At 46.5% G+C, this 21943-nt stretch carries 24 protein-coding genes; 20 read left to right on the top strand and 4 right to left on the bottom strand.

What is annotated here, in order from left to right; all coding sequences use genetic code 11:
* Positions 1 to 80: 80 nt before the first annotated feature.
* The 3 genes from HPY28_RS20965 to HPY28_RS20955 all read left to right on the top strand — a co-directional run bounded on the left by HPY28_RS20965 (position 81) and on the right by HPY28_RS20955 (position 3196).
* On the top strand, positions 81 to 2060 hold the full coding sequence (locus HPY28_RS20965) for a methyl-accepting chemotaxis protein (RefSeq protein WP_174231320.1): 1980 nt from the start codon (positions 81 to 83) through the stop codon (positions 2058 to 2060).
* Between the two features lie 118 nt (positions 2061 to 2178).
* Positions 2179 to 2715, top strand: a complete 537-nt coding sequence (locus HPY28_RS20960; protein ID WP_173623204.1) for a GNAT family N-acetyltransferase — start codon at positions 2179 to 2181, stop codon at positions 2713 to 2715.
* A 139-nt stretch (positions 2716 to 2854) separates the two neighbouring features.
* On the top strand, positions 2855 to 3196 hold the full coding sequence (locus HPY28_RS20955) for a GRAM domain-containing protein (protein WP_174231319.1): 342 nt from the start codon (positions 2855 to 2857) through the stop codon (positions 3194 to 3196).
* A 59-nt stretch (positions 3197 to 3255) separates the two neighbouring features.
* On the opposite strand, the gene HPY28_RS20950 is transcribed toward HPY28_RS20955, so the two are convergent.
* Complete coding sequence (locus HPY28_RS20950; RefSeq protein ID WP_007722283.1) at positions 3256 to 3525, bottom strand: hypothetical protein; 270 nt, start codon at positions 3523 to 3525, stop codon at positions 3256 to 3258.
* 168 nt (positions 3526 to 3693) lie between these two features.
* Between HPY28_RS20950 and HPY28_RS20945 the strand changes: the two genes are divergently transcribed.
* The 11 genes from HPY28_RS20945 to HPY28_RS20895 all read left to right on the top strand — a co-directional run bounded on the left by HPY28_RS20945 (position 3694) and on the right by HPY28_RS20895 (position 12978).
* Positions 3694 to 3915, top strand: coding sequence for a hypothetical protein (locus HPY28_RS20945; protein ID WP_017247306.1), 222 nt, complete (start codon positions 3694 to 3696; stop codon positions 3913 to 3915).
* Between the two features lie 37 nt (positions 3916 to 3952).
* On the top strand, positions 3953 to 4249 hold the full coding sequence (locus HPY28_RS20940; protein ID WP_254613168.1) for a hypothetical protein: 297 nt from the start codon (positions 3953 to 3955) through the stop codon (positions 4247 to 4249).
* Between the two features lie 103 nt (positions 4250 to 4352).
* Complete coding sequence (locus tag HPY28_RS20935) at positions 4353 to 5054, top strand: TerC family protein (RefSeq protein WP_017247308.1); 702 nt, start codon at positions 4353 to 4355, stop codon at positions 5052 to 5054.
* A gap of 2 nt (positions 5055 to 5056) precedes the next feature.
* The gene (locus tag HPY28_RS20930; RefSeq protein ID WP_174231317.1) at positions 5057 to 5929 is read left to right on the top strand and encodes a LysR family transcriptional regulator; all 873 of its coding nucleotides are present in this window, start codon (positions 5057 to 5059) and stop codon (positions 5927 to 5929) included.
* 182 nt (positions 5930 to 6111) lie between these two features.
* Complete coding sequence (locus HPY28_RS20925; protein ID WP_017247310.1) at positions 6112 to 7179, top strand: AbrB family transcriptional regulator; 1068 nt, start codon at positions 6112 to 6114, stop codon at positions 7177 to 7179.
* A 203-nt stretch (positions 7180 to 7382) separates the two neighbouring features.
* Positions 7383 to 8417 (top strand): Bug family tripartite tricarboxylate transporter substrate binding protein, encoded by a 1035-nt coding sequence (locus HPY28_RS20920; RefSeq protein WP_174231316.1) that lies wholly within the window; start codon positions 7383 to 7385, stop codon positions 8415 to 8417.
* 81 nt (positions 8418 to 8498) lie between these two features.
* The gene (locus HPY28_RS20915) at positions 8499 to 8960 is read left to right on the top strand and encodes a tripartite tricarboxylate transporter TctB family protein (protein WP_017247312.1); all 462 of its coding nucleotides are present in this window, start codon (positions 8499 to 8501) and stop codon (positions 8958 to 8960) included.
* Between the two features lie 12 nt (positions 8961 to 8972).
* Positions 8973 to 10496, top strand: a complete 1524-nt coding sequence (locus HPY28_RS20910) for a tripartite tricarboxylate transporter permease (RefSeq protein ID WP_174231315.1) — start codon at positions 8973 to 8975, stop codon at positions 10494 to 10496.
* A gap of 23 nt (positions 10497 to 10519) precedes the next feature.
* The gene (locus tag HPY28_RS20905) at positions 10520 to 11305 is read left to right on the top strand and encodes a class I SAM-dependent methyltransferase (protein WP_173623199.1); all 786 of its coding nucleotides are present in this window, start codon (positions 10520 to 10522) and stop codon (positions 11303 to 11305) included.
* 235 nt (positions 11306 to 11540) lie between these two features.
* On the top strand, positions 11541 to 11993 hold the full coding sequence (locus HPY28_RS20900) for an Lrp/AsnC family transcriptional regulator (RefSeq protein ID WP_017247315.1): 453 nt from the start codon (positions 11541 to 11543) through the stop codon (positions 11991 to 11993).
* A 19-nt stretch (positions 11994 to 12012) separates the two neighbouring features.
* The gene (locus tag HPY28_RS20895; RefSeq protein WP_017247316.1) at positions 12013 to 12978 is read left to right on the top strand and encodes an EamA family transporter; all 966 of its coding nucleotides are present in this window, start codon (positions 12013 to 12015) and stop codon (positions 12976 to 12978) included.
* Between the two features lie 28 nt (positions 12979 to 13006).
* On the opposite strand, the gene HPY28_RS20890 is transcribed toward HPY28_RS20895, so the two are convergent.
* Together HPY28_RS20890 and HPY28_RS20885 are read right to left on the bottom strand one after the other, a co-directional pair.
* Entirely contained in the window at positions 13007 to 13726 is a 720-nt protein-coding gene (locus tag HPY28_RS20890) for a response regulator (protein ID WP_174225361.1), read from the bottom strand.
* Positions 13719 to 15347 (bottom strand): ATP-binding protein, encoded by a 1629-nt coding sequence (locus tag HPY28_RS20885; RefSeq protein ID WP_254476173.1) that lies wholly within the window; start codon positions 15345 to 15347, stop codon positions 13719 to 13721. The genes HPY28_RS20890 and HPY28_RS20885 overlap by 8 nt, the downstream gene beginning before the upstream one ends.
* A 266-nt stretch (positions 15348 to 15613) precedes the next feature.
* Between HPY28_RS20885 and HPY28_RS20880 the strand changes: the two genes are divergently transcribed.
* The 6 genes from HPY28_RS20880 (at position 15614) to HPY28_RS20855 (ending at position 21219) form a co-directional block, all read left to right on the top strand.
* Complete coding sequence (locus HPY28_RS20880; RefSeq protein WP_069846390.1) at positions 15614 to 15826, top strand: hypothetical protein; 213 nt, start codon at positions 15614 to 15616, stop codon at positions 15824 to 15826.
* Between the two features lie 546 nt (positions 15827 to 16372).
* Positions 16373 to 17359 (top strand): cytochrome aa3 quinol oxidase subunit II, encoded by a 987-nt coding sequence (gene qoxA / locus HPY28_RS20875; protein WP_017247320.1) that lies wholly within the window; start codon positions 16373 to 16375, stop codon positions 17357 to 17359.
* Positions 17360 to 17382: 23 nt separating this feature from the next.
* Positions 17383 to 19353, top strand: coding sequence for a cbb3-type cytochrome c oxidase subunit I (locus HPY28_RS20870; RefSeq protein ID WP_017247321.1), 1971 nt, complete (start codon positions 17383 to 17385; stop codon positions 19351 to 19353).
* 2 nt (positions 19354 to 19355) lie between these two features.
* Entirely contained in the window at positions 19356 to 19964 is a 609-nt protein-coding gene (cyoC, locus tag HPY28_RS20865; RefSeq protein WP_069846385.1) for a cytochrome o ubiquinol oxidase subunit III, read from the top strand.
* A gap of 1 nt (position 19965) precedes the next feature.
* Positions 19966 to 20283, top strand: a complete 318-nt coding sequence (gene cyoD / locus HPY28_RS20860) for a cytochrome o ubiquinol oxidase subunit IV (protein ID WP_100169655.1) — start codon at positions 19966 to 19968, stop codon at positions 20281 to 20283.
* A gap of 405 nt (positions 20284 to 20688) precedes the next feature.
* Positions 20689 to 21219 (top strand): GNAT family N-acetyltransferase, encoded by a 531-nt coding sequence (locus HPY28_RS20855; RefSeq protein WP_174231314.1) that lies wholly within the window; start codon positions 20689 to 20691, stop codon positions 21217 to 21219.
* Between the two features lie 58 nt (positions 21220 to 21277).
* On the opposite strand, the gene HPY28_RS20850 is transcribed toward HPY28_RS20855, so the two are convergent.
* Positions 21278 to 21811: a hypothetical protein gene (locus tag HPY28_RS20850; protein WP_174231313.1), complete on the bottom strand. Its 534-nt coding sequence runs from the start codon at positions 21809 to 21811 to the stop codon at positions 21278 to 21280.
* Between the last annotated feature and the right edge of the window lie 132 nt (positions 21812 to 21943).

The raw sequence follows: 21943 nt of genomic DNA, 5'->3' as shown, positions 1-21943 counted from the left end.
TCGTTACCGATATAAAAAATTAGGACTTCACCAACATGAATCGTTTATCCAAATACAACTTAGAAAGAAGATGAAATGAAGTGAAAGTTAACCTTAGGAATTGGTTCAGAAGCTATCGAACCAAACTTATCATCACATTTCTCTTGATTCTGCTAGTCCCTTCCCTTGTCGTGGGAAGCTTGGCTTACCATCAAGCGAAACAAGAAATTGAAAGACAGATCATGGACAGCGCCAACGAAAACGTCGATTTGGTCAACTTCATCGTCAGCAATACGTTTGAGGGCAAGAAGAAGGATGCTGACTATTTGGCAAAAGATATCACACCTAGCGTGAAATCAGCGGATGTTCAAGAAGAAATCATGCATCATTTGGAGATGTATATGGGTATGCATGCGGAAGCGTCGAGTATCAGTCTGGGAACGGTTGACGGACAGTACTTCCGCGCTCCCAAGCAAGAAGTACAGGCAGGGTTTGATCCGCGGACGAGAGACTGGTACAAAAGAGCGATGGAAAACAAAGGGACTGTCGTCGTGACAGAGCCCTATATTTCGGCGGTATCAGGTGAGGTTTTAGTAGCGGTAGCAAGAACGACGGAGGATGGTGCAGGGGTTATCTGCATTACAGTTGGGATTGAACAGATCAAACAACTGGCAAACTCAGTCAGCATCGGTTCTGATGGAGATGTCATCGTAGTGGACAGCAATAAAAAGTATGTCGTCCATCCGGAAAATCAGGCAGGAACGCTGGCACAAGAAAGTTATTACGATAACATGTATCAAGCAGAAACAGGTAAATTCAACTACGAGGAGCAAAGCATCCCGAAACAGATTTACTATGTGACGAATCCGGCTACTGGTTGGAAAATTGCCGGGTCGATGTACCTGTCTGAGGTTGAGGATGCTGCACAGCCGATTTTCGCGCAAACGTTTTGGACGATTACGATCTGTTTGGTGCTGGGAGGACTCATTGTAGCAGCTGTACTGCGTTCCCTTCTCCAGTCCATCCAGGAAGTGAAGATACATGCGGTCAGAGTGAGCCAAGGTATTTTAACTGACCCGATTAAAGTGCGGTCAAACGACGAAATTGGTGAGCTGGGCCATGCTTTTAACACGATGCAGGATAACCTGCGCGCGCTCATTTCCGATGTCGAGGCCAGAGCGGAGCAAGTAGCAGCGTCTTCGGAGCAATTGACTGCGAGTGCGCAGCAGACGAGCATTGCAACCGAGCTTGTAACGACTGCTGTTCAGGAAGTAGCTGGCAGCGCGGAACAACAAACGAGCGGAATCGACCAAAATGTTCGCTCATTGCATGACATTTCGGAAGGGGTCACACGGATTGTTGACAGTGTCAATGTGTTGTCGGATACTGCTCAGCAAACAACGGTTCAGGCAGAAGAAGGTGGCAACTTTGTCGCTCAAGTCATGAGTCAGATGAAGTCGATTCATGAATCGGTAGAGCAGTCGGATCGCATGACCAAATCGCTCTATGATCGTTCGAAAGAAATCGGCACGATCTCGGATGTCATCAGCGGAATTGCCCAGCAGACGAATTTGCTGGCATTGAATGCTGCGATTGAAGCGGCACGGGCTGGTGAGCATGGCAAAGGCTTTGCGGTTGTTGCTACAGAAGTGCGCCTGTTGGCTGAGCAATCACAACTGTCGGCCAAGCAAATTTCTGAATTGATCACAGAGATTCAGCGGGAGACTAAGCAATCCGTCGACAACATGGAAAAAGTCAGACTGGATGTTGCAGAAGGCTTGAACGTTTCGGAGGAGACGATTCACAAGTTTGAAGGCATCATGGAAAGCACCAGACTGACCAATCCACATATCGCAGAGGTCTCCTTGATCGCGCAGCAAATCTTGGCTGCTGTTCAGGAAGTAACCGCGACAGCCAATGTGCTCGTCACCATTGCGAAAAGCAATGCCGAAACGGCCGAGGAAGTAGCAGCCTCTACCGAGGAGCAGCTCGCCTCCATGCAAGAGATCTCATCCTCCGCTCAATCCTTGTCGTCATTGGCGGAAGAGCTGAAAGTATTGATCAATAAGTTTACCTATTAATCTGTGTCCCTAAACAAACAAAGCGCCCTGTCTCTAGGCATACGAGCAGGGCGCTTCGCTGTATAGATGTGATAACATATGGGCAACACAAGCGATATGGATTTAGGAGATGGGAACGATGAACATGAGGATCAGAATAGAACAGGTAGATGATTATTCCGTTACGGAACAGGTCGTAAAAAGTGCATTCGCGAATGCGGAGTTCAGCGATCACAAAGAACATGAATTGGTGTCTCGCATCAGAAAATCTGATGCATTCATCCCTGCCTTATCTCTAGTTGCGATTGATGAAGAAAATCAAGAAATCGTTGGACATATACTTTTGTCGAAAATCTCCATTCGCAATGACAATCAGAGCATAGAGTCACTTGCACTTGCCCCAGTGTCAGTCCTGCCTGTTTATCAAAGCAAAGGAATTGGAAAGAAATTAATTCTCGAAGCCCTTCAAAAAGCAAAAGAACGGGGATACCAATCTGTTGTTGTTCTCGGGCATTCCGAATATTACCCAAAGTTTGGCTTCCAAAAAGCTTCGCACTGGGGAATAAAAGCACCTTTCGACGTACCGGATGAGGTATTTATGGCTTTGGAACTGCAAGAAAATGCATTGGCTCAAGTCTCGGGCGTTGTTGAATACTCCAGTGCTTTTTTTGAATAGGTAGGGATAGTTAATGAAAAGAAACGCAGTAGATTGGTGAAGCCATCTATTGTGTTTCTTTATTCCTAATTATGGTAATATGAAGTGCCTACCAATTCGAGAAAAAACGGAATCGTATGTCGGAGGGGAAAAGGAAGAAATGGAACTCAGGCGAAACGAATCGATCGTGCTAGAGAATATAGCAGCATACCTATTCAGAGGAATGGAAGGAGTAGGTGGGAGGTTAACGATTACGAGTGAAAGACTTTATTTTCAACCACACAGTCTCAATATTCAAGCACAACCTCTCGAAATAAACTTGAAGGATATGGCGGCAGTTGAAAAGCGGAATACGCTGTTCGTGATCCCAAACGGAATGAAAATCAAGTTGCATAACGGACAAGAGCATAAATTTGTTGTATGGAAACGAGCGGAGATCATCGGCATGATTCAGGATACAAAAATGAAGCAAAAAATGACGGTGATCATTAAGACGAGGTAAGCTATCTTCAATGAAAATCGCCTGCCACAAGCAATGCTGCGCAAGGCGATTCCCACATCTTACAAGTCCTTTGCAATGTGCGGTTTGCTATAATGACTGGTACCCCCACCGCCAACCAATACTCTTCCACCTTGTCTGAAGATGAGCAATTTCCTAGATCCATTTGAAAGCAGTACAGTGATTTTTGCCCGATTCGCTGTTGCAATATATATAACGTAACCACTTCTGGAGATTACTGTACGCCAGTTGCGATCGAATTCAGAGCGCAGAACCCGATTGGAGTACACTTGGTTTTCCACGCGTCTCGCAGTGATTCTTTTCTTTTTCATCGAGTCTCAACACCTCCTGTCAATCTATCCTATTCAGGGGGGAGAAAAAGGAATGGACAAGAGTTGTAGGCGATTTTACTATTTTCGTTGCAACAACACAGGAAGCGTTCTATGATAACACCAAGGACGGTATCCATTATAAGAGCCGTAAAAAAGGAGTGAAAGACAATGGCAAAAAGCGCAGCACGCAAGCAACGGGAAAAGCTGGCCCGTGAAGGCAAAAGAAATCCGGATCTCAACAGAAGCATTTTCGCTTTTGCTGACATGAGACAGCGGACGACGAAGACCAGAGCAGAAAAACTGAATCAACAGAAGCACAAAAGGTCGTTATCCTACCAAAGTGATGATGGCCTTTTTTATTTGCGTGCGAAGCTTGCTGCAATCGTTTAACATAAAGTCATCCCGTACCAAAGTGAGGCATGACATCATGAATAATACCATTCATCCCGAATGCGCGAGAGCCATTCAACAACTCCTCCAGCTGAAGGACCCAAAACGCGAAGACTTTTTGGCTCTGAAAACATACGGAAATGACCGCTATTCGTCAATGGGCTGGGAGGAGCTACAGACGTATATCAATGAAAAGACCGTCATCATTGTCGAGCAGTTTGAAAATGAACAAAATATTATGTCTGCCTTGCGCTGGGTAGCGAGAGGATTGCCAGTTTGGCTAGCGATTCGAAAAGTGCGAGCGGATTATTCTGTGTATGGATACAAGAAGTAGCCTGTCTTTTTAAAAAAATATATGCAAATAATAGAAATAATACTGCGCTAACGAAAAGGTAGGTCTATTATTGTCAGTATCAGCAACATTGGAGGGAGACATCATGACAGAATACTTACTTAGCTTACTACAAATCATTATGATCAACCTGGTCCTGAGCGGAGACAATGCAGTCGTTATTGCTCTTGCCTGTCGGAACCTGAATCCAGAGCTACAGAAAAAAGCTACCTTTTGGGGGAGCTTCGGTGCAATCGGATTGCGGATCATTCTTACCTTCATTGCCATCTGGCTGTTGAAAATCCCGTTTGTCCAAGTTGTCGGAGGGCTTTTGCTCATCTGGATTGCGGTCAAGCTGTTAAAGGGTGAAGATGAGGACAGTCACATTGGTGGCGGAGCTAGTTTTGTTGAGGCACTTAAAACCATTATTTTTGCCGATCTGATTATGAGTCTGGACAATGTCATTGCCGTAGCGGGAGCAGCGAACGGGAACCTGGTTTTGGTCATCATCGGTCTTACCATCAGCATTCCACTCATCATTTGGGGAAGCCAGTTGCTGATGAAGCTGATGAACCGTTATCCGATCATCGTATTATTAGGGGCGGCTTTGCTTGGATATACAGCAGGAGAAATGATTGTAGGAGACAAAGCAGTTGGCAGCTTCCTAGAAGGGGTAATGCCTTCGTTGCATATGATTTTGCCGGTAGCATTGGCACTTCTGGTGATCGTGATTGGAAACTATTTGAAACGGAAGGAGAAAAATGTGATAAATAAAGAAGTGACAAATAATCATGCGGAGACACTATAGCCATGGAATATCGCGATTGGTACATTCTCCAAACCTTGTACCAGGAACAAAACATCACAAAAACAGCAGAAAGCTTGTATTTGTCCCAGCCTACGCTGACCAAACGACTGCGGCAGATTGAAAAAGAATTTGGCGTACAGATCGTGCAACGGGGGAGTAGAGGCGTCCATTTCACTCCGCAAGGCGAGTACTTGGCCAAATGCGCGGATGAAATGCTGCTCAGACTGCGCAATATCAAAGAGCATGTCTTGAACATGGGAGACGAGGTCAATGGTACGCTCCGATTGGGGGTTTCCAACTATTTTGCACGGTACAAGCTCCCGATGATCTTGAAAAAGTTCAAGGAAGCCTATCCAAACGTCGAGTACAAGGTAATGACCGGATGGAGCAAAGACGTCTACAAGTCCGTGTATAATCAGGACGTGCACGTAGGCTTCGTCCGAGGAAGCTACAACTGGTCCGACCAAAAGTACTTGCTGTTCGAGGAATCGGTCTATGTCGTTTCCACGGAACCCCTTCATATCGACAACCTGCCCAGCCTGCCGCGAATCGACTATGAGACCGATCCGATGCTGCGGGCGTTAGTGGACGACTGGTGGACCGAACGATTTTCCCAACCACCGCTGATCGGCATGGAGGTCGACAAGGCGGATACATGCAGTGAAATGGTAGCAAACGGTTTGGGGTACGCCATCCTTCCACGAGCCGTGCTGAATGGCAAAGACGATCTGCACATGATTGAGCTGACCAGCGCAGAGGGGGAGCCGATCAAGCGAAGTACCTGGATGTTTTATCATGCCGACTCAATGGACTTGCAAATGGTCAAGGCATTTGTACGCTTCATGGAGCAGGGTGAGATATCATTCATCGATTAATCTGGGAAAAAGGAACTGCTGGGAACTCTCGACTCGGGAGCCAGCAGTTTTTTATTATTCATACAAGGAATCGCCAACGATAACCATTTTGTATTTTTGCTGCGAGCACAATTGTTTTACACTAGGTGTACCCCCACCCTAGAAGCTTCATACAACGTCGGAGAGTAGGAGAGGGAACGCTTATGCTGCTACGTATTCTGTTTACATTGCTGCTCGGATCACTGGGAGGCTGGCTGTTTGCTACCATCCACAGCCCACTTCCTTGGCTGCTCGGAGCGCTAGTCACCACCGTTATCTGTAATATGCTTGGGGTCAAAAATCTTTGGATTCCCCGTTGGTTTCGTCAAGCAGGATTGACAGTGATTGGGATCACCCTTGGTTTGCGAATGACACCTGAAATCGTCGAGACGATGACAGGGCACATCGGTTTGATGCTCATCACCACGATTTTGACCATCTTGATCAGTTTGGTGAACGCTTGGATATTTTATAAGGTCTGCCGAGTAGACGGAATAACGGCGATCTTCAGCAATATTCCCGGCGGATTATCGGAAATGGTGTCGGTGGGGCAAACGGCGGGAGGAAATCAACAAGTCATCACGATTTTCCACTCGATCCGTGCGATCAGCGTCGTGCTTTGTACCCCTTATCTTGTGACATTTCTACCTACCCATGCTGCCATACAGACGGCTACTACAGAACACACGCTGGGGATTGGGCAGACAGTCATGCTTCTTGTGGTTGGTGTCATTGGAGCATTGATTGCGTCACGCTGTTATATACCCGCTCCGTTCTTGCTAGGTGCCTTGCTCGTGACCGCTTTGATTTCGATGAATACATCGCTTGTGGGAGAGAGTCCTGCGTTGCCAAGCATCCTGGTCCAAGGGGCGCAAATATTCATCGGGGTCAGCATCGGTCTTGGCTTCAAACGAGAGGACATCGCCAAAAACCGCCGATTCTTTCTGTTCGGTCTCATGCATTCCCTGTTCTTGTTCGTTATGGTGATCGTGATTGCTATCGGCATTTCTTACGTGACTGCTACCGATATCGTGACGGCCATTTTGGCTACGGTGCCAGGTGGACTCGCCGAAATGAGCTTGACTGCCTTGGCGACAGGAGCCGATCCGCTCTTAGTAACGGCGTTTCATCTGTTTCGTGTGGTTCTTGTACTCACGTTGTTTTCCTTTGGTGCTCGTGCATGGACGAACCGCCACAGCAGGATAAAACAGCCAAAGGAGACCAGCGCCTGACGCAGTTTTTACAGTCGAATCAATGGCAAGGCCTGTACGTTCCCTAATCGGAAACGGCAGGTCTTTTTGGCGTGAAAAAAATGAAAATAATCATAAATATGGTGTTTATCCAAATTATCTGAACAAACTAGGAAGCGTTTTCATCGAATGCTATGATCTCCTTAACTTATTTGAAAACGCTATCAATCGAGGGGGTTATAAAGATGAAAAAATCAAACAAATGGACAAAATGGACCGGAGTACTCCTCACTACGGCAATGGCACTTAGCCTCGCAGCCTGTGGAGGCGGCAGTGGGCAGACGGCATCCACTGGAGGAGCTTCTACCTACCCAGAAAAACCAATCTCGGTTATCGCTCCGTCGGGGGCAGGCGGCGGCTTGGATAAAACAGCGCGTTCCCTTGCAAAGGTGATGTCAGCAACGAAGCTGGTAGACAAGACGATCTCCGTCGAAAACAAGCCAGGTGGCGGACAGGCAGTTGGCTTGGCTGATTTCGTGACGCAGGACAAGAAGAACAACTATAAGCTCCTGCTTCCCTCTACACCAATCGTCATCAACAATGTGAAAAAAGAAGGAAACAGCCCGCATTCCTACAATGATATGACTCCGTTGGCACAATTGACGAAAGATTACGGCGCGATCGTAGTAGCAGCCGATTCTCCATACAAGGATCTGAAATCGTTAATGGATGCGATCAAAGCGGATCCAACCAAAGTAACGGTTGCAGGCGGTTCTGCTCCTGGCTCGCTTGATCACTTGACCTTTTTGATGCCAGCTGTAAAAGCGGGAATTGATCCGAAATCTGTGAAATACATTTCTTACGATGGTGGCGGAGAAGCGATCGCATCTCTCTTGGGTGGCAATGCTGACGTACTGGCTACAGATGTATCGGGTTCGGGTGAATACTTGAAATCCGGCAAAGTAAGAATCTTGGGTGTTTCATCCCCTGAGCGTTTGAAAGGTATGTTCAAGGACATCCCGACGTACAAAGAATCCGGTTATGACACGGAGCTGATCAACTGGCGCGGTGTATTTGGACCAAAAGACATGACGCCAGATGCTGTTGCTTACTGGGAGCAAAAATTGAAAGCGATGACAGAGACTCCTGAGTGGAAAGCAGAGCTGGAAGCAAACGGCTGGGACGATGGCTACAAAAACGGCACAGACTTCAAGAGCTACCTGGGTGAGCAAGAAAAAATGTTCAAGGAAATCTTGGGCTTGCTCGGAATGGCGAAATAAAAAGGTTTGATGGGGGATGGAGAAGGAGCGATTCTTCTCCTCCTTCATTCTGGATTCTTGTACGAACAGGAGGGAACATACGTGAGCAAAACATTTGACCGCTTCGCCAGTCTGGCTTTTCTCGTGTTAGGCGTAGCATTTGTGGTCGGGAGTCAAAACATCTCGGCGAGCGCTTACGGCAGCAATGTCGGACCAAACATTTTTCCGATGGGACTCGGAAGTCTTCTGATCCTGCTCAGCCTGCGATTATTTTATGAAACGTTCAAATACAAGCAAGAGGGCGAGAAAGAGAAGCAAAAGCTCGATTACAAACGGTTCCTCATCATTCTTGTCGCGGCATTATTCTACGTATTGCTTTTAGAGGAAATCGGCTACGTGATCAGTACCTTCCTTTTCCTTTTGGTTGGATTCCAGACGATGCAAAAAGGAAAATGGCTCAATAGCGTGATCATTTCCGGTGCGTTTTCATTCGGTGTCTACTTGTTGTACGTGGAAGTTCTCGATGGCACGTTGCCCGGTTTACCAACATGGTTAGGCTTGTAGGAGGTGGATGAAATGGGTGCGATTGATTATTTGCTGGACGGATTTGCCACTGCCCTGCAATGGCAAAATATTATCTTTGCGTTTGTCGGCGTCTTGATCGGGACAGTAGTCGGGGTATTACCAGGGATTGGGCCAATCAGTGGCGTGGCCTTGTTGATTCCAGTGACAGCTTCGTTGACGAGTGGACTGCCGCCAGAAGCAGCGGCGACCAGCGCCATTATTTTGCTGGCAGGGGTTTACTACGGAGCGATGTACGGCGGCTCTACCACTTCGATTTTGTTGAATACACCTGGTGAGTCATCTTCTGTTGTTACTGTACTGGACGGATACCCGATGGCCAAGCAGGGAAGAGCGGGAGTTGCTCTCTCCATCGCTGCGATTGGTTCGTTTTTTGCCGGGCTTGTCTCGCTTGTCGGTCTGGTATTTTTGGCAGAGCCACTCTCTGAAGTAGCGCTCAAGCTCAGTCCAGCAGATGAGTTTTCGCTGATGATCTTGGGGTTGTGTGCACTGAGCGGGTTGGCAGGCAAGTCCGTCACGAAAGCATTGATGATGACGGTTTTCGGCTTATTGATCGCGACGATCGGGCTGGACAATGTATCTGGCGTGGCGCGTTTTACCTTTGATATGCCAGAGCTTTATTCCGGTTTGGAATTCTTGACGATTGCCGTTGGGGTATTTGCACTCGGGGAAGTGTTCAAGACGATCCTCGAACGTGATATCAATGAGGGGGAGATCGCCAAAATCTCCCGAATTTTACCGACTAAGCAAGACCTGAAGGAAAGTGCCGGACCGATTCTCCGTGGATCGCTGGTTGGATTCTTTAAAGGTATTGTTCCTGGTTCTGGTGCAACACTGGCATCCTTCCTTGCCTATTTGTTGGAAAAGAAAATCAGTAAAACGCCTGAAAAATTTGGCAAAGGGGCAATCGCTGGGGTAGCGGCTCCAGAGTCGGCGAATAATGCAGCATCTGGCGGGGCGATGATTCCACTGCTGACCTTGGGGATTCCGGGTACAGGGACGACAGCGGTATTGATGGGTGCATTGATTATGTACAACGTGCAGCCAGGTCCGCTCTTGTTTGAAGATCATCCGAGCATCGCTTGGGGCTTAATTGCCAGCATGTTCATCGGAAACGTGATGCTCTTGATCCTCAATATGCCGCTCGTAAAGGTGTTTGCGAAGCTGATTGAGACACCGCCTAAATATTTGATCCCGATGATCGTTGCCATTTCCGTGTTTGGTGTATACGCAGTCCGTGTCTCCGTATTTGATCTAGTCTTGCTGCTCCTCTGTGGACTAGTGGGTTACTTTTTGGCGAAAAACGATTTCCCAATGGCTCCACTCGTTCTTGGCTTGGTCTTGGGTCCGATGATTGAAAACAATTTGCGACGCGCGTTGACGACGTCCAATGGTGATTTTTCTATCTTTGTTCAAAAGCCAGTATCGCTGGTGTTTCTGATCATTGCGGTTCTCTGGATCACCGTTCCCTTGATCATGAAAATGAGAGGGAAGAAAGTAATCGTGAACGAAGAATAGAAGAATAGGGGAGGGCGATTCTCATGCGCGATGACAAAAAGATCAAAGAGGAAGTCAGACAGCAGTTCGGTGCGAATGCCGAAAAGTATGTGAATAGCCAGACGCATGCTACGGGAGAGGATCTCGCTCTCCTGAAGCCTTGGCTGAAACCTTCGCCTGATTGGGTATTTCTCGATGTGGCAACGGGTGGCGGTCATCTTACCAAGGCAATCGCTCCACATGTCGGTCAAGTCTTTGCGACCGATTTGACGCAGCCGATGCTCGCAGCGGCGCGAAACCATCTGAAATCTCACGCAAGCAATGTCTTTTATGTAGTTGCGGATGCGGAAGCACTTCCGTTTTTGAGTGAAACCTTTGATGCAGTCGGGTGCAGAATCGCGGCTCATCACTTCCCGAACCCAGAGGCGTTTGTAAAAGAAGTGGCCCGTGTCCTAAAGCCGGGTGGAAAATTTGTGCTGATCGACAATATCGCAGCAGAGGATGAAAAGCTCGATCAATTTGTGAATACGCTGGAAAAACTTCGAGATCACAGTCATGTACGAAGCTACTCACGGTCCGAATGGTTAGCATGGATAGAGCAAGAGGGACTGGTGGAGAGTCATTCGCGCATCCGTAAAAAGACGTTCCCGTATGCGACTTGGGTCAGACGTACGACTGAGACTGAGGAGCAGGTTGAGCAAGTAACCGCGCATATCACAAGCGCCGATGAAGAAATCCAAGCCTACTTCGCAGTTGAAAAAGAAGGAGAGCAAGTCGTTTCCATCCAAGTGGATGAGTGGATGGCGTTGTTTGAGAAGAAACCAGAATGATCAGGACGATGCTTCTAAGCTGGTCCCCGCTTACAATCAAGCGGGGGCTTGTTCTTTTTTGTATGGGTACCTAAGTAACGATTCGTAATGATAAGGGGGCTTTCAAGACGGTTTTATTGCATTATATTTTTGATATCTTGCTTCTGTATTTACTATTCGTTTGAATTCGGTCAATATAGAGTACGAATGGTCTATATGAAGGAAAATATGCTACTATAACCACAGGAGGTATGTGATGGATGAGGTTGACCTGAGAATTGTTCAATTGCTCGAGGAAAACGGAAGGATATCTCACGAGGAAATCAGCAAGCTGCTGCACATCTCGCGACCAGCTGTCCACCAACGGGTTGCCAAGCTTGAAAAGAATGGCGTTATCAAGGGATACCGTGGCATCATTGACTGGAGGAAATTAGAGCAAAGACTGAAGGTATTGATCTTCGTCAAAGCAAGATGTCAGGATTTCAAAGAAATCACAGCAAAGATTGTGAATGTTCAGGTACCAAACGTGACCATCATCGAATGCCAGCGGCTCGCGGGAGAGTGGTGTATGATGCTAAAAGTACGTGCGACGGCACCGGAAGACATCACCAATCTGATTGATGAAATGGTCCAGTATGACGAAATACTGGAAACCTCCACGACCTTCATCTTGTCGACGATCTACGAGGATGGCAGGAAAGAAATTTGAAAGCCAAGGTGGAAACACAATGACAGAAAAAAAAGATTCGAAATTATTTGTCGTTACGATTGCATTGCTAGCGGTCTACCTGTTTTGGGGAGGCACTTATCTCGGAATGAAGATCGCTATTGAATCGATGCCACCCTTTATTATGGCGGGGGCGCGATTTTTTCTGGCGGGATTGGTCCTATTCCTGATTGGGCGTTGGAAAGGAGCAGAGCTGCCAAGTGCAGCAGAATGGAGAGGGGCTGGAATAGTTGGGGCGCTGCTGCTTCTCGGTGGGAACGGTGTAGTTGCATGGGCACAACTCAAGGTACCGTCAGCAATCGCGTCCTTGTTAATCGCTACGGTTCCATTATGGATTCTCGTTTTCAACTGGATCGGTGGCAGCAAGCAAAAGCCAACTGTTGGAGTCATGGGAGGAATCCTGTTTGGCTTGGCGGGGATCGCTGTGTTGGTTGTCCATCCCGAGGGAACAGGCAATCAAGGGATCGACACGATCGGAATCGTGGCGCTTCTGTTTGCCTCGATCTGCTGGTCAGTGGGATCGCTGTATTCGCGCAATGCAAAGCTCCCAGCATCGCCTGTGATGGCGACGGCCTTGCAAATGATCGTCGGAGGAAGCTTGCTGGGGATCGCGTCGCTGTTTCTCGACGATTGGACGAAGCTGCATATAACGGAGATTTCCCTGCGTTCCTGGATTGCTTTTGGTTATTTAGTTGGATTTGGTTCTATTGTCGCCTACACGGCGTACATTTGGCTTTTGAAAAATGCAGAGCCTTCTCTGGTTTCCACGTACGCCTATGTGAACCCGATTGTCGCTGTATTTCTAGGCTGGCTGATCGCTGATGAACAATTGACAAGCCAAACCTTGATTGCTGCTGTCATGATCATCGCAGCCGTTGCCATCATCACGATGTTTCGGGAAAAGAGTCCAGGTGCGACAAAACCAGTAGCAAGAAAAGAAAAAGGGAAGCTTCAGGTTCATAAATGAAGCTTCCCCTTCTTTTTGCCATCAGGCATCATTTGGCCGTTTTTTGCGGTACCCAGCGGTATTTTCGTTCCGGACGCCCGACGGTTCCATAGAACGTCTCGACAGTCACCTCATTAATAGAGACGAGAAATTCGAGGTATCTGCGCACCGTCGAATGGCTCATGCCAGCAAGTGCAGCCAAATCATCGGCATTCATGCTTTGAGTGGTCTCCTGCATCTTGTCCCGGATCAGCTTTAACGTCAGCTTGTCGATGCCTTTCGGGAGTGTAGTGACAGTCTCAACGGTTTTGGTAGCAGGAGTGTGTGCGGCTTTTGTAAACAGCTTGTCCACTGCTGTTTGATCAATGGTTGTATGCTGCTGCAGCTGACGTCGCGTATTGGCATATTGCTCCAAGGTAGACATGAATTTATCGATCATAATCGGCTTGATGATGTAGCTGTATGCCCCGCCACGTATCGCTTCTCTCACGGTTTCCACATCGTTTGCGGCTGTGATCATGACGACATCGATCCCGCGAAAATGATTCCGTACTTCACGCAACAGGTCAATCCCGTTCATATCTGGCAAATAAATATCCAAGAGCAGAACATCCGGCGTAACGACGTGAAGCATCTCCAATGCCTGTTTTCCAGTCGTGGCCGTGGCAATAATCTGGAATCCTTCCAGTTTACTTGTGAATTGTTCATAGATTCTAGCTGCAATTTCGTCATCTTCCACGATCATGACGGTAATGGGTTTCTCAGACATGGTGGATTGCCTCCTCTCTACTTACTTCGTCCCATTTCTTGGGGACGACGACGGTGAAACGCGCTCCGCCAAGATCACTTTTTCCGAGTGAAATTTGCCCCTCTAACACCTCGATGGCGTTTTTCACAATAGCCAAACCGAGTCCTCGATTTTCACCTGATTTCGTAGTGACACCGCTTTCAAAGATGCGGGGCTCCAATTCTTTTGATACCCCATGTCCATTGTCTTCGATATCAAAAATGATATCGCCACCTAAATCAGTAAAGGATACGTGGACCATTGCGTCAGAGCCTTTGTATTCGAGGGCAGCTTCCATCGCGTTGTCGATCAAATTGCCGAGAATAGTGACCAATACCTTTGTATCCAAGCTGTCAGGTACATTTCCCAAATAGCTGTCCTGATCAATTTCGAGTAATACCTTCAGCTCTTTGGAGCGATTGATTTTCCCTAGCAAACAAGCTGCGATGAAGGGCTCTTTGACTGAACTCATAATAAAGGCGAGAATATCCTGCCGTTCCTTTACTTCATCGGTGATGAGTTCGATTGCTTTGTCGTACTCCTTTAGCTTGAGGAGACCGTAAATGGTGTTCAAACGATTTAAATATTCGTGATTTTGTGCACGCATATTGTCCGAAAAGGAACTGATTTTCGTAATTTCTTCGGTGAGTTGCTCGATTTCAGACTCTGGACGAAATGTGAAGACCACGCCTCTGATTTCATTATTGCTCAAAATAGGAGAGTAGTCGGTTATAAAAATTTCATGCCCCAGCAAAATTTTGTAGTTCATTTCTTGTGTATTTCGATTGACAGAATGAATGATGTCGCGCAATTGCGGGCTAGCGATCGATTTGCCTACGGTCAAATCTTCTTGGAGGAGGGAACGTGCGCGTTTGTTCATCGAGACGACACGCCCTTGCATATCGACTGCTACCGTAGCATCGCGAATCGATTCAAGAATAGCTGCTTTTTCCGTAAACAAAAATGAGATTTCTTCTGGCTCCAGACCAAAGATCAATCGCTTGACTCGTCGGGCAATGATAATCGCGCCAATAATTCCGATAACCAGCAGCACCAGGGATAAGGAAACGACCCTTTCCTTGTATTCTGCGACCTTTTTCTCTACATCACTCATCACATAGCCGACAGAGGAGACGCCGATTGTTTCGCCTTTCTTATTGACGATCGGTGTTTTTGCTTTGATGGCTGGACCTGAAATGCCTGTCCCCCGATAAATGACCGAGCGATTTTCTAAGAATACGGGATCATTGCTGGTTCCCATCGGTAATCCAATCTGCTTTGGGTCATAGTGAGAGTACCGAATTCCGTCCTTGTTTCCAATCACGACATAGCTGGCGCCCGTTTCCATCCGAATGGTTTCGGCTATCGGTTGAATTGTCTTGGAAGGGTCATCCGTTTCAAAAGCTGCAATAATGCGTTCGTCCATGGCAGATAGCTTGGCGACCGTCATGGCTTGCTGTCCAATATAACGATCCAAAATGTCATCTAATATGAAGGAAAATAAGGCATTTCCTATCCCCATACTGATCAGGACAACGATGGAAATGAGCAGAACCATTTGGGTTAAGAGGCTGATGCGGGCTTTTTTGGGTGTATGAACCATGGGCAAACCACCTTCGATGACAGTTCAAGATGTTAGGAATGTATGAAACCGTTTACTCCATTCATTATAACAATAACGCTTTCACATTTGTGACACAAAGTAAATTTGTAACAACACGATAGCCAATAGGTTTATGAAAAAAGTTTTGACAATTTTTTTATAAAAAAATGAACAAAATATGAACAACAAGTGAATATTGTGTTACAATAAGAGCATCAAACAAAAACGGTCACGCAAAAAATCTATGATGATAGGGGTTTTGTGTTATGAATAACGATCGAAAAGCAGCAGATGTATTAAGATGGATGGCTTGGACAGTACTATTTGTTGGTGCTGCTATTATGGCTTTCACTGCAAGCGATTTCAGATCGCAGAACTTGCCGTTGATGGTGTCGATCGGATTTTTGATCGCTGGCATGAATATCTTCATTATGAGCACGGTGTTTCGCTTAATGACACTAAAAAGAACGGACGCCTAACAAGATAAAAATAGTCCCGTTGAGAACCTCTCATTTTCTTCATTTATAAATGAGAGGTTTTTTTATTTATATGGAATTTTGCCGTCAGCCAAATGAGCTGGCGTTTTTTTGATTTTTTTATTAAAAGTGAAAAGAAAACTTGACATTCATAATTGGGCGAGATGACCAAAAATGGGTGCTGGACTTCATTAGAGGAGAATCCTAACAAGAATATGATCAACTCGTGACTGCAATGTGAACACTTTGTAACAGAAAAGCTACGAAATATTGAACGTCGTTAAAAACGAGTACAAAAGCTCGCTGACTCTGATAGTATGTATATGCGGCAAATAGTGAAGTTCACTTGTGTTAAAAAACCTCTATTGTGAGGAACTCTCGAAAAGTGTGAATGCACGTTAAAAAAGAAGGTTTTCCAAAGCCTCGTTCGAGACCTCTCCATAGAGAGTGACTGCACTATCGACATATGTGAGGCGAAGTTCACCTGAAAAGAACTGCGCTCTCAAAGTATTACATGCTTGTTGTTTGTGACTAGGAGGGATTAGGAGAATGAGCGGAGGAAAAATGCTGAGGCATATCCAGTTTTGGATCTTGGCAGTGTTGGGCACCGTTCTGCTGACAGGCTGTGGTAGCGAATACCTCGTCTTGAATCCAAAAGGACCTGTAGCAGAAACGCAGTACAATCTCATTATTATTTCCACGATATTGGTCGCTGTCATTATCGTTCCGGTTATTGTGCTTACCGCTTTCATTGTATACCGCTATCGGGATACACCGGGCAATAAAGCAAGTTATAAGCCGGAGTGGGCACACAGTACAACCCTAGAGGTAATTTGGTGGATTATTCCTATCGTTATCGTTGCATTGCTGGGTTACTTTACTGTCCGTGATATTTATTTGTTAAAAGAGAACCCGAATAAAGAAGTTGCCCCTATGACCATTCAGGTTACGGCTTTGGACTGGAAATGGATGTTTACGTATCCAGAACAAAATATCGCAACTGTTAACCATCTGGAGATTCCAGCAGGCGTACCGATTCGCTTCCAGGTATCTGCTGATGCACCGATGAACTCTTTCTGGGTTCCAGAATTGGGTGGACAGATTTATGCGATGGCGGGAATGGCTACCGAGCTGTATCTGCAAGCAGATGAACCTGGTACATTCGCTGGATTTAGCTCCAACTTCTCTGGTGAAGGCTTCGCCAAAATGCAGTTTAATGTAGTGGCAAAACCGAAAGAAGAGTTCGATAAGTGGGTTAAAGAAGTAAAAGGTACGACTCCAGCTATGACGAAGGCAGATTATGAAGAACTTCGCAAGCCTGGCGTGACAGATAAGTTTACGTATTCTGCATTCCCAGAAGGTATGTTTGAAGAGATCGTTGCGAAATATGGCCATGGTCACGATATGGACTATGTGATGGAGAAACTTCCTGCGCCTGCAGGTGACAAGTCTTCTAATGAGACTTCGCAAAATACGCAGCAAAAGACTGAATCGCACAACATGCCTGGAATGAATCATTCCAGTATGAACCACTAGGCGAGAGGGAGGAGGAATACCACGTGTGGGAGAACATTAAGGATTTTGCATCCACGTTCTTTGTAACAGGTGACCCGCTGATTTACGGTGCGGACGTATCGATTGTACTATCCATGGTTGCGATCGTATTCGTTCTGACTAAGTATAAAAAATGGGGTTGGCTATGGCGTGAATGGTTGACTACAGTTGACCATAAGCGTATTGGTATTATGTATTTGATCGCATCGCTTCTGATGCTGTTCCGCGGTGGGGTTGACGCCCTGCTGATGCGTTTGCAACTGGCATTCCCGAACGTAGAGTTCCTGAACTCGGATCACTATAATGCCATCTTTACGACTCACGGTACGATCATGATTTTGTTCATGGCGATGCCGATGATGTTTGCCTTGTTCAACATGGTAGTACCGCTTCAGCTCGGTGCTCGAGATGTAGCGTATCCGTTCTTGAACGCACTCAGCTTCTGGCTGTTTATGCTCGGTGCGATGCTGTTCAACATTTCGTTCGTAATCGGGGGCTCCCCGGACGCTGGTTGGTTGTCTTACCCGCCATTGTCACAAAATGAATTCAGCCCTGGGCCAGGTCAGAACTTCTATATATGGGGGATTCAAATCTCCGGTATCGGTAGTTTGGCGACAGGGATTAACTTTATCGTAACGATTCTCAAAATGCGTGCACCTGGCATGAAGCTTTCCAAAATGCCATTGTTTAGCTGGTCCGTATTGTCCAGCTGCATTATGATTATCTTCGCTTTCCCAATCTTGACTGTAACACTTGCACTGTTGTTCCTTGACCGTTTTGCAGGTGCTCACTTCTTCACGATGGACGGCGGCGGTAATCCGATGATGTACCTCAACCTCATCTGGATGTGGGGTCACCCTGAGGTATATATCGTAGTAGTACCAGCTTTCGGTATCTTCTCTGAAATCGTGGCTACGTTCTCACGCAAAAAGATTTTCGGCTACAAATCAATGGTTTGGGCGATGATGATCATTGCCGTTGTATCGTTCTTTACATGGGCTCACCACTTCTTCACAATGGGTACGAGCGCAAGTGTTATCGCCTTCTTTGCGATATCAACGATGGTTGTTGGTATCCCGACCGGGGTTAAGGTCTTTAACTGGCTGTTTACAATGTACCGTGGTCGGATATCCTTTAAACAACCTATGCTGTGGACCATTGCCTTTATCCCGTGCTTCGTAATTGGTGGAGCGACAGGGGTAATGCTGGCAGTAGCTCCAGCAGACTATCAGTATCACAACAGTTACTTCTTGGTTGCCCACTTCCACCAAGTATTGATCGGTGGGGTAGTATTCGGTTACTTGGCTGGTATTTACTACTGGTGGCCAAAACTGTTCGGCTTCAAGCTCGACGAGAAGCTGGGCAAATGGGGCTTCTGGTTCTGGAATATTGGTTTCTACGTGTGCTTTATGCCGCAATACGCGCTCGGTTTCATGGGTATGACTCGCCGTTACTACACGTACGGTTGGGACCGCGGCTGGGCAGATATGAACCTCGTATCCACTGTTGGGGCATTCATGATGGGTATCGGTTTCATCTTCCAAGTATGGCAAATCGCTTACAGCATCAAGAATGGTGAGCGCGACACGACAGGCGATCCATGGAATGGTCGTACGCTGGAGTGGTCGATTCCGTCACCTGCACCGTTCTACAACTTTGCTGTTGTACCACAAGTGAAAGAAATGGATGACTGGTGGGCAACAAAAGAAGCAAAAGCAAATGGCACCTATAAAGAACAACCGGCGAAACTTGAGCCGATTCATATGCCGAAGAACTCTGGAATTCCATTTATCATGGCGAACTTCTGGTTCTTGGTAGGTTTTGGTTTCACGTTTGGTTGGGTTTGGATGGCCGTCATTGGATTCATTGGAGTATTCGCATGCATGTGGGCACGCTCCTTCCAATACGACACGGATTATTACGTACCGGTGGAGGAAGTGCGTCGCACTGAGGCTTCACTGGGGAGGGTGGTGTAACGATGGCGCAGCATCATGACCATGGTCACGGCCACGACCACGACCATCATGAAGAGCATGAACAATTAAAGGTTCTTGGTTTTTGGATTTTCGTTGTAACAGACTGCGTGCTGTTCGGTACATTGTTTGCAACATATGCGGTAATGATGAATAGCTTTGCTGGCGGACCAACTGGACAGGAATTGTTCCAGCTGCCAGGTGTTATTGCTTCAACCTTTATCTTGTTGACAAGTAGCTTTACCAGCGGTCTCGCTGTTCTGGCGATGAACAAAGGCAATGTTAAGCAGCTGATTGCTTGGCTGGCTGTAACTGGTCTTTTGGGACTGTCTTTCGTAGTGTTGGAAGTCACTGAGTTTATGCACTTGATGAGCGAAGGTGCAACCATGGCGACTAGCGGCTACTGGTCCGCTTTCTACACACTGGTTGGTACGCACGGATTGCACGTAACGCTTGGTCTGTTCTGGATGACTGCGTTGATTATGCAGCTGAAGCGTCGTGGAATCTCTGCGGTTACTCGCCGCAAAATTACCAACTTTAGCTTGTACTGGCACTTCCTTGACGTTGTGTGGATCTTCCTCTTCACAGTCGTCTACTTGATGGGGGTGATGTAAGGTGGCACAACATCAAAACCATGGCGGACATCATAGTCACGGATCGATGAAAGAGTACGTAATCGGTTTTATCCTGTCGATCGTGCTCACCATTATCCCACTCGTGCTGGTCATGAACTCGATTTTGAGTAAAACGGCGACCATAATCGCGATCTTGGTAATGGCGGTCTTGCAGTTCGTAATTCAGTTGGTCTTCTTCATGCACATCCGCGAAGGAGAAAAACCGCGCTACAACGTGCAGACATTGATTCTTGGACTTGTGATTGTATTTACAATCGTTGCAGGTTCCCTCTGGATCATGTTGTTTAACAAATATTAATCAGTTAAGAGCGTGGCACAAGCGATTCGATGCTTGTGCCGCGTTTTTTTTGTTTTTTTGATAGTAGCGGTAGTGAAGGGAAGAAGCGCATTTCCAGTCTACGCTTCGGCCTACGCCCCGCAAGGGGGATTGACTGTCCGCTTCGGAAAAAATAGCGGGAGCGCTTCAAACGTTGTAGTTTCGATGAAGGATTCCATAAATGAAGCTGAAATTCCCCGCCATTTTTACCGAAGCTGAGTTGGGATCCAGAGGCGCTTGGACTGGAAATGCGCTTCTTCCTACGCGGCATTTAGTCAACCAGTGGAAGTGATTCAAGAAGTAAAAGATTGTTTGGCTAGTAAACCTCTCTTCTTGGAGATATAATAGAAAGAATTTTACGCCAAAATGTGCAAGGGGAGTGAGACGATGGCTGGGCAACTGTATGTAACGAAGCCTTGTGCAGAACTTCAAGCAGAGTATATTTCCTTCTACGAAGAGTGGAAAGAAAGTGGAGAGCCTATCGTACCGTGGGTAGTGGATCGGGAGCCCTATGATTTTCCTGCGTATCTGGAATTTCTGGAGAGTGAAAGCAACGACGAAAATCTTCAGGATGGCTATGTTCCTCATTCGACGTATTGGCTCGTGAATGAGGAGCGACGCATAGTGGGGGCGGTGAATATTCGACATCGTCTCAACGAGCGTTTACGAAAATACAGCGGGCATATCGGATACGGAATCCGGCCTTCCGAGAGACGCAAAGGATATGCGACGGAAATTTTAGCGCAAGCCCTAAACATCACGAACGAGCTGGGGATAAACGAAGTATTGGTGATTTGTGATTATGATAATGTTGGATCGGAAAAAACGATTCGGAAGAACGGGGGCGTCTTTGAGTCGGAATGTACAGACGAGGATGGATTGGTCATTCGCCGCTTCTGGATTACACGACCTTCGTAAAAGGAGAGGGCTATCTCATTGTCCGTTTACAAGACGTTTGAGATAGCCCTTTCCCTATTTATTCATCTATCTTGTATGCAATCAACTTGCGAACCCATTGCTCCATCTCGTCAAGAATATAGTCTGGGGGCGGGGTTTTTCCGTCTTTTTTAGGTAGAGTGAGCCATTGTAATGGTTTTGGGACATGGCAGATTTTCTCAAGAAGTTGTATTCCTTGATCGTCACTGATGATGTCTCGTAAAAAGATGAACATTCTCTTGTCTAACGTATGGATTAGTTTCCCTTCATATTCTGTTTCAGAGATAGTAACACTAGGATGGCCGTGCCTCTCAATGCCCCCTAATACTTCAACCCACACAAAATCGTACAACTGGGAAAGCTCAGCTTCAAGGAGGTCGGGATCTTTAATAGGGACTGGATAAGTGGAAGAGAAGGAACGATCTAAGAAAATCTCTGGGTCCATTTCCATAAAGTCTAATACTACCTTACAAGATGCATCTTGTTTGTTTTCATGGGTGTATAAAATATCCCGGACTTTGTTGCAATCAATTTTTTTGCCAATCACAAAGCCGATTCGCAGTTCGATTATCATTCACTCCTTATTGAAGAAGAGAAAATCGAAGTACCTCAATTATCTATCCATTAATCTTCTCCCCAATGTTCTAGAAATTGATTTTTTCTTGTAATTTTAATCTGGATTTACGCGAGATTGTGAAAGAAGAGG

It is taken from the genome of Brevibacillus sp. HB1.2 (genome assembly GCF_013332495.1).
Lineage (GTDB): Bacteria > Bacillota > Bacilli > Brevibacillales > Brevibacillaceae > Brevibacillus > Brevibacillus porteri.
Note: the sequence above shows the minus strand (reverse complement) of the source record. Positions and strands in the feature narration are given on the sequence as shown.

Excerpts from the sequence above, each read along its gene's own strand:
- HPY28_RS20900 (WP_017247315.1), top strand. The coding sequence starts at position 11,541 with ATGGATGAGGTTGACCTGAGAATTGTTCAATTGCTCGAGGAAAACGGA.
- HPY28_RS20910 (WP_174231315.1), top strand. The coding sequence starts at position 8,973 with ATGGGTGCGATTGATTATTTGCTGGACGGATTTGCCACTGCCCTGCAA.
- HPY28_RS20950 (WP_007722283.1), bottom strand. The coding sequence starts at position 3,525 with ATGAAAAAGAAAAGAATCACTGCGAGACGCGTGGAAAACCAAGTGTAC.
- HPY28_RS20850 (WP_174231313.1), bottom strand. The coding sequence starts at position 21,811 with ATGATAATCGAACTGCGAATCGGCTTTGTGATTGGCAAAAAAATTGAT.
- HPY28_RS20905 (WP_173623199.1), top strand. The coding sequence starts at position 10,520 with ATGCGCGATGACAAAAAGATCAAAGAGGAAGTCAGACAGCAGTTCGGT.
- cyoC (WP_069846385.1), top strand. The coding sequence starts at position 19,356 with ATGGCGCAGCATCATGACCATGGTCACGGCCACGACCACGACCATCAT.
- HPY28_RS20890 (WP_174225361.1), bottom strand. The coding sequence starts at position 13,726 with ATGTCTGAGAAACCCATTACCGTCATGATCGTGGAAGATGACGAAATT.
- HPY28_RS20920 (WP_174231316.1), top strand. The coding sequence starts at position 7,383 with ATGAAAAAATCAAACAAATGGACAAAATGGACCGGAGTACTCCTCACT.
- HPY28_RS20960 (WP_173623204.1), top strand. The coding sequence starts at position 2,179 with ATGAACATGAGGATCAGAATAGAACAGGTAGATGATTATTCCGTTACG.
- qoxA (WP_017247320.1), top strand. The coding sequence starts at position 16,373 with ATGAGCGGAGGAAAAATGCTGAGGCATATCCAGTTTTGGATCTTGGCA.
- HPY28_RS20940 (WP_254613168.1), top strand. The coding sequence starts at position 3,953 with ATGAATAATACCATTCATCCCGAATGCGCGAGAGCCATTCAACAACTC.
- HPY28_RS20945 (WP_017247306.1), top strand. The coding sequence starts at position 3,694 with ATGGCAAAAAGCGCAGCACGCAAGCAACGGGAAAAGCTGGCCCGTGAA.
- HPY28_RS20855 (WP_174231314.1), top strand. The coding sequence starts at position 20,689 with ATGGCTGGGCAACTGTATGTAACGAAGCCTTGTGCAGAACTTCAAGCA.
- HPY28_RS20955 (WP_174231319.1), top strand. The coding sequence starts at position 2,855 with ATGGAACTCAGGCGAAACGAATCGATCGTGCTAGAGAATATAGCAGCA.
- HPY28_RS20925 (WP_017247310.1), top strand. The coding sequence starts at position 6,112 with ATGCTGCTACGTATTCTGTTTACATTGCTGCTCGGATCACTGGGAGGC.
- HPY28_RS20885 (WP_254476173.1), bottom strand. The coding sequence starts at position 15,347 with ATGGTTCATACACCCAAAAAAGCCCGCATCAGCCTCTTAACCCAAATG.
- HPY28_RS20880 (WP_069846390.1), top strand. The coding sequence starts at position 15,614 with ATGAATAACGATCGAAAAGCAGCAGATGTATTAAGATGGATGGCTTGG.
- HPY28_RS20930 (WP_174231317.1), top strand. The coding sequence starts at position 5,057 with ATGGAATATCGCGATTGGTACATTCTCCAAACCTTGTACCAGGAACAA.
- HPY28_RS20895 (WP_017247316.1), top strand. The coding sequence starts at position 12,013 with ATGACAGAAAAAAAAGATTCGAAATTATTTGTCGTTACGATTGCATTG.
- HPY28_RS20935 (WP_017247308.1), top strand. The coding sequence starts at position 4,353 with ATGACAGAATACTTACTTAGCTTACTACAAATCATTATGATCAACCTG.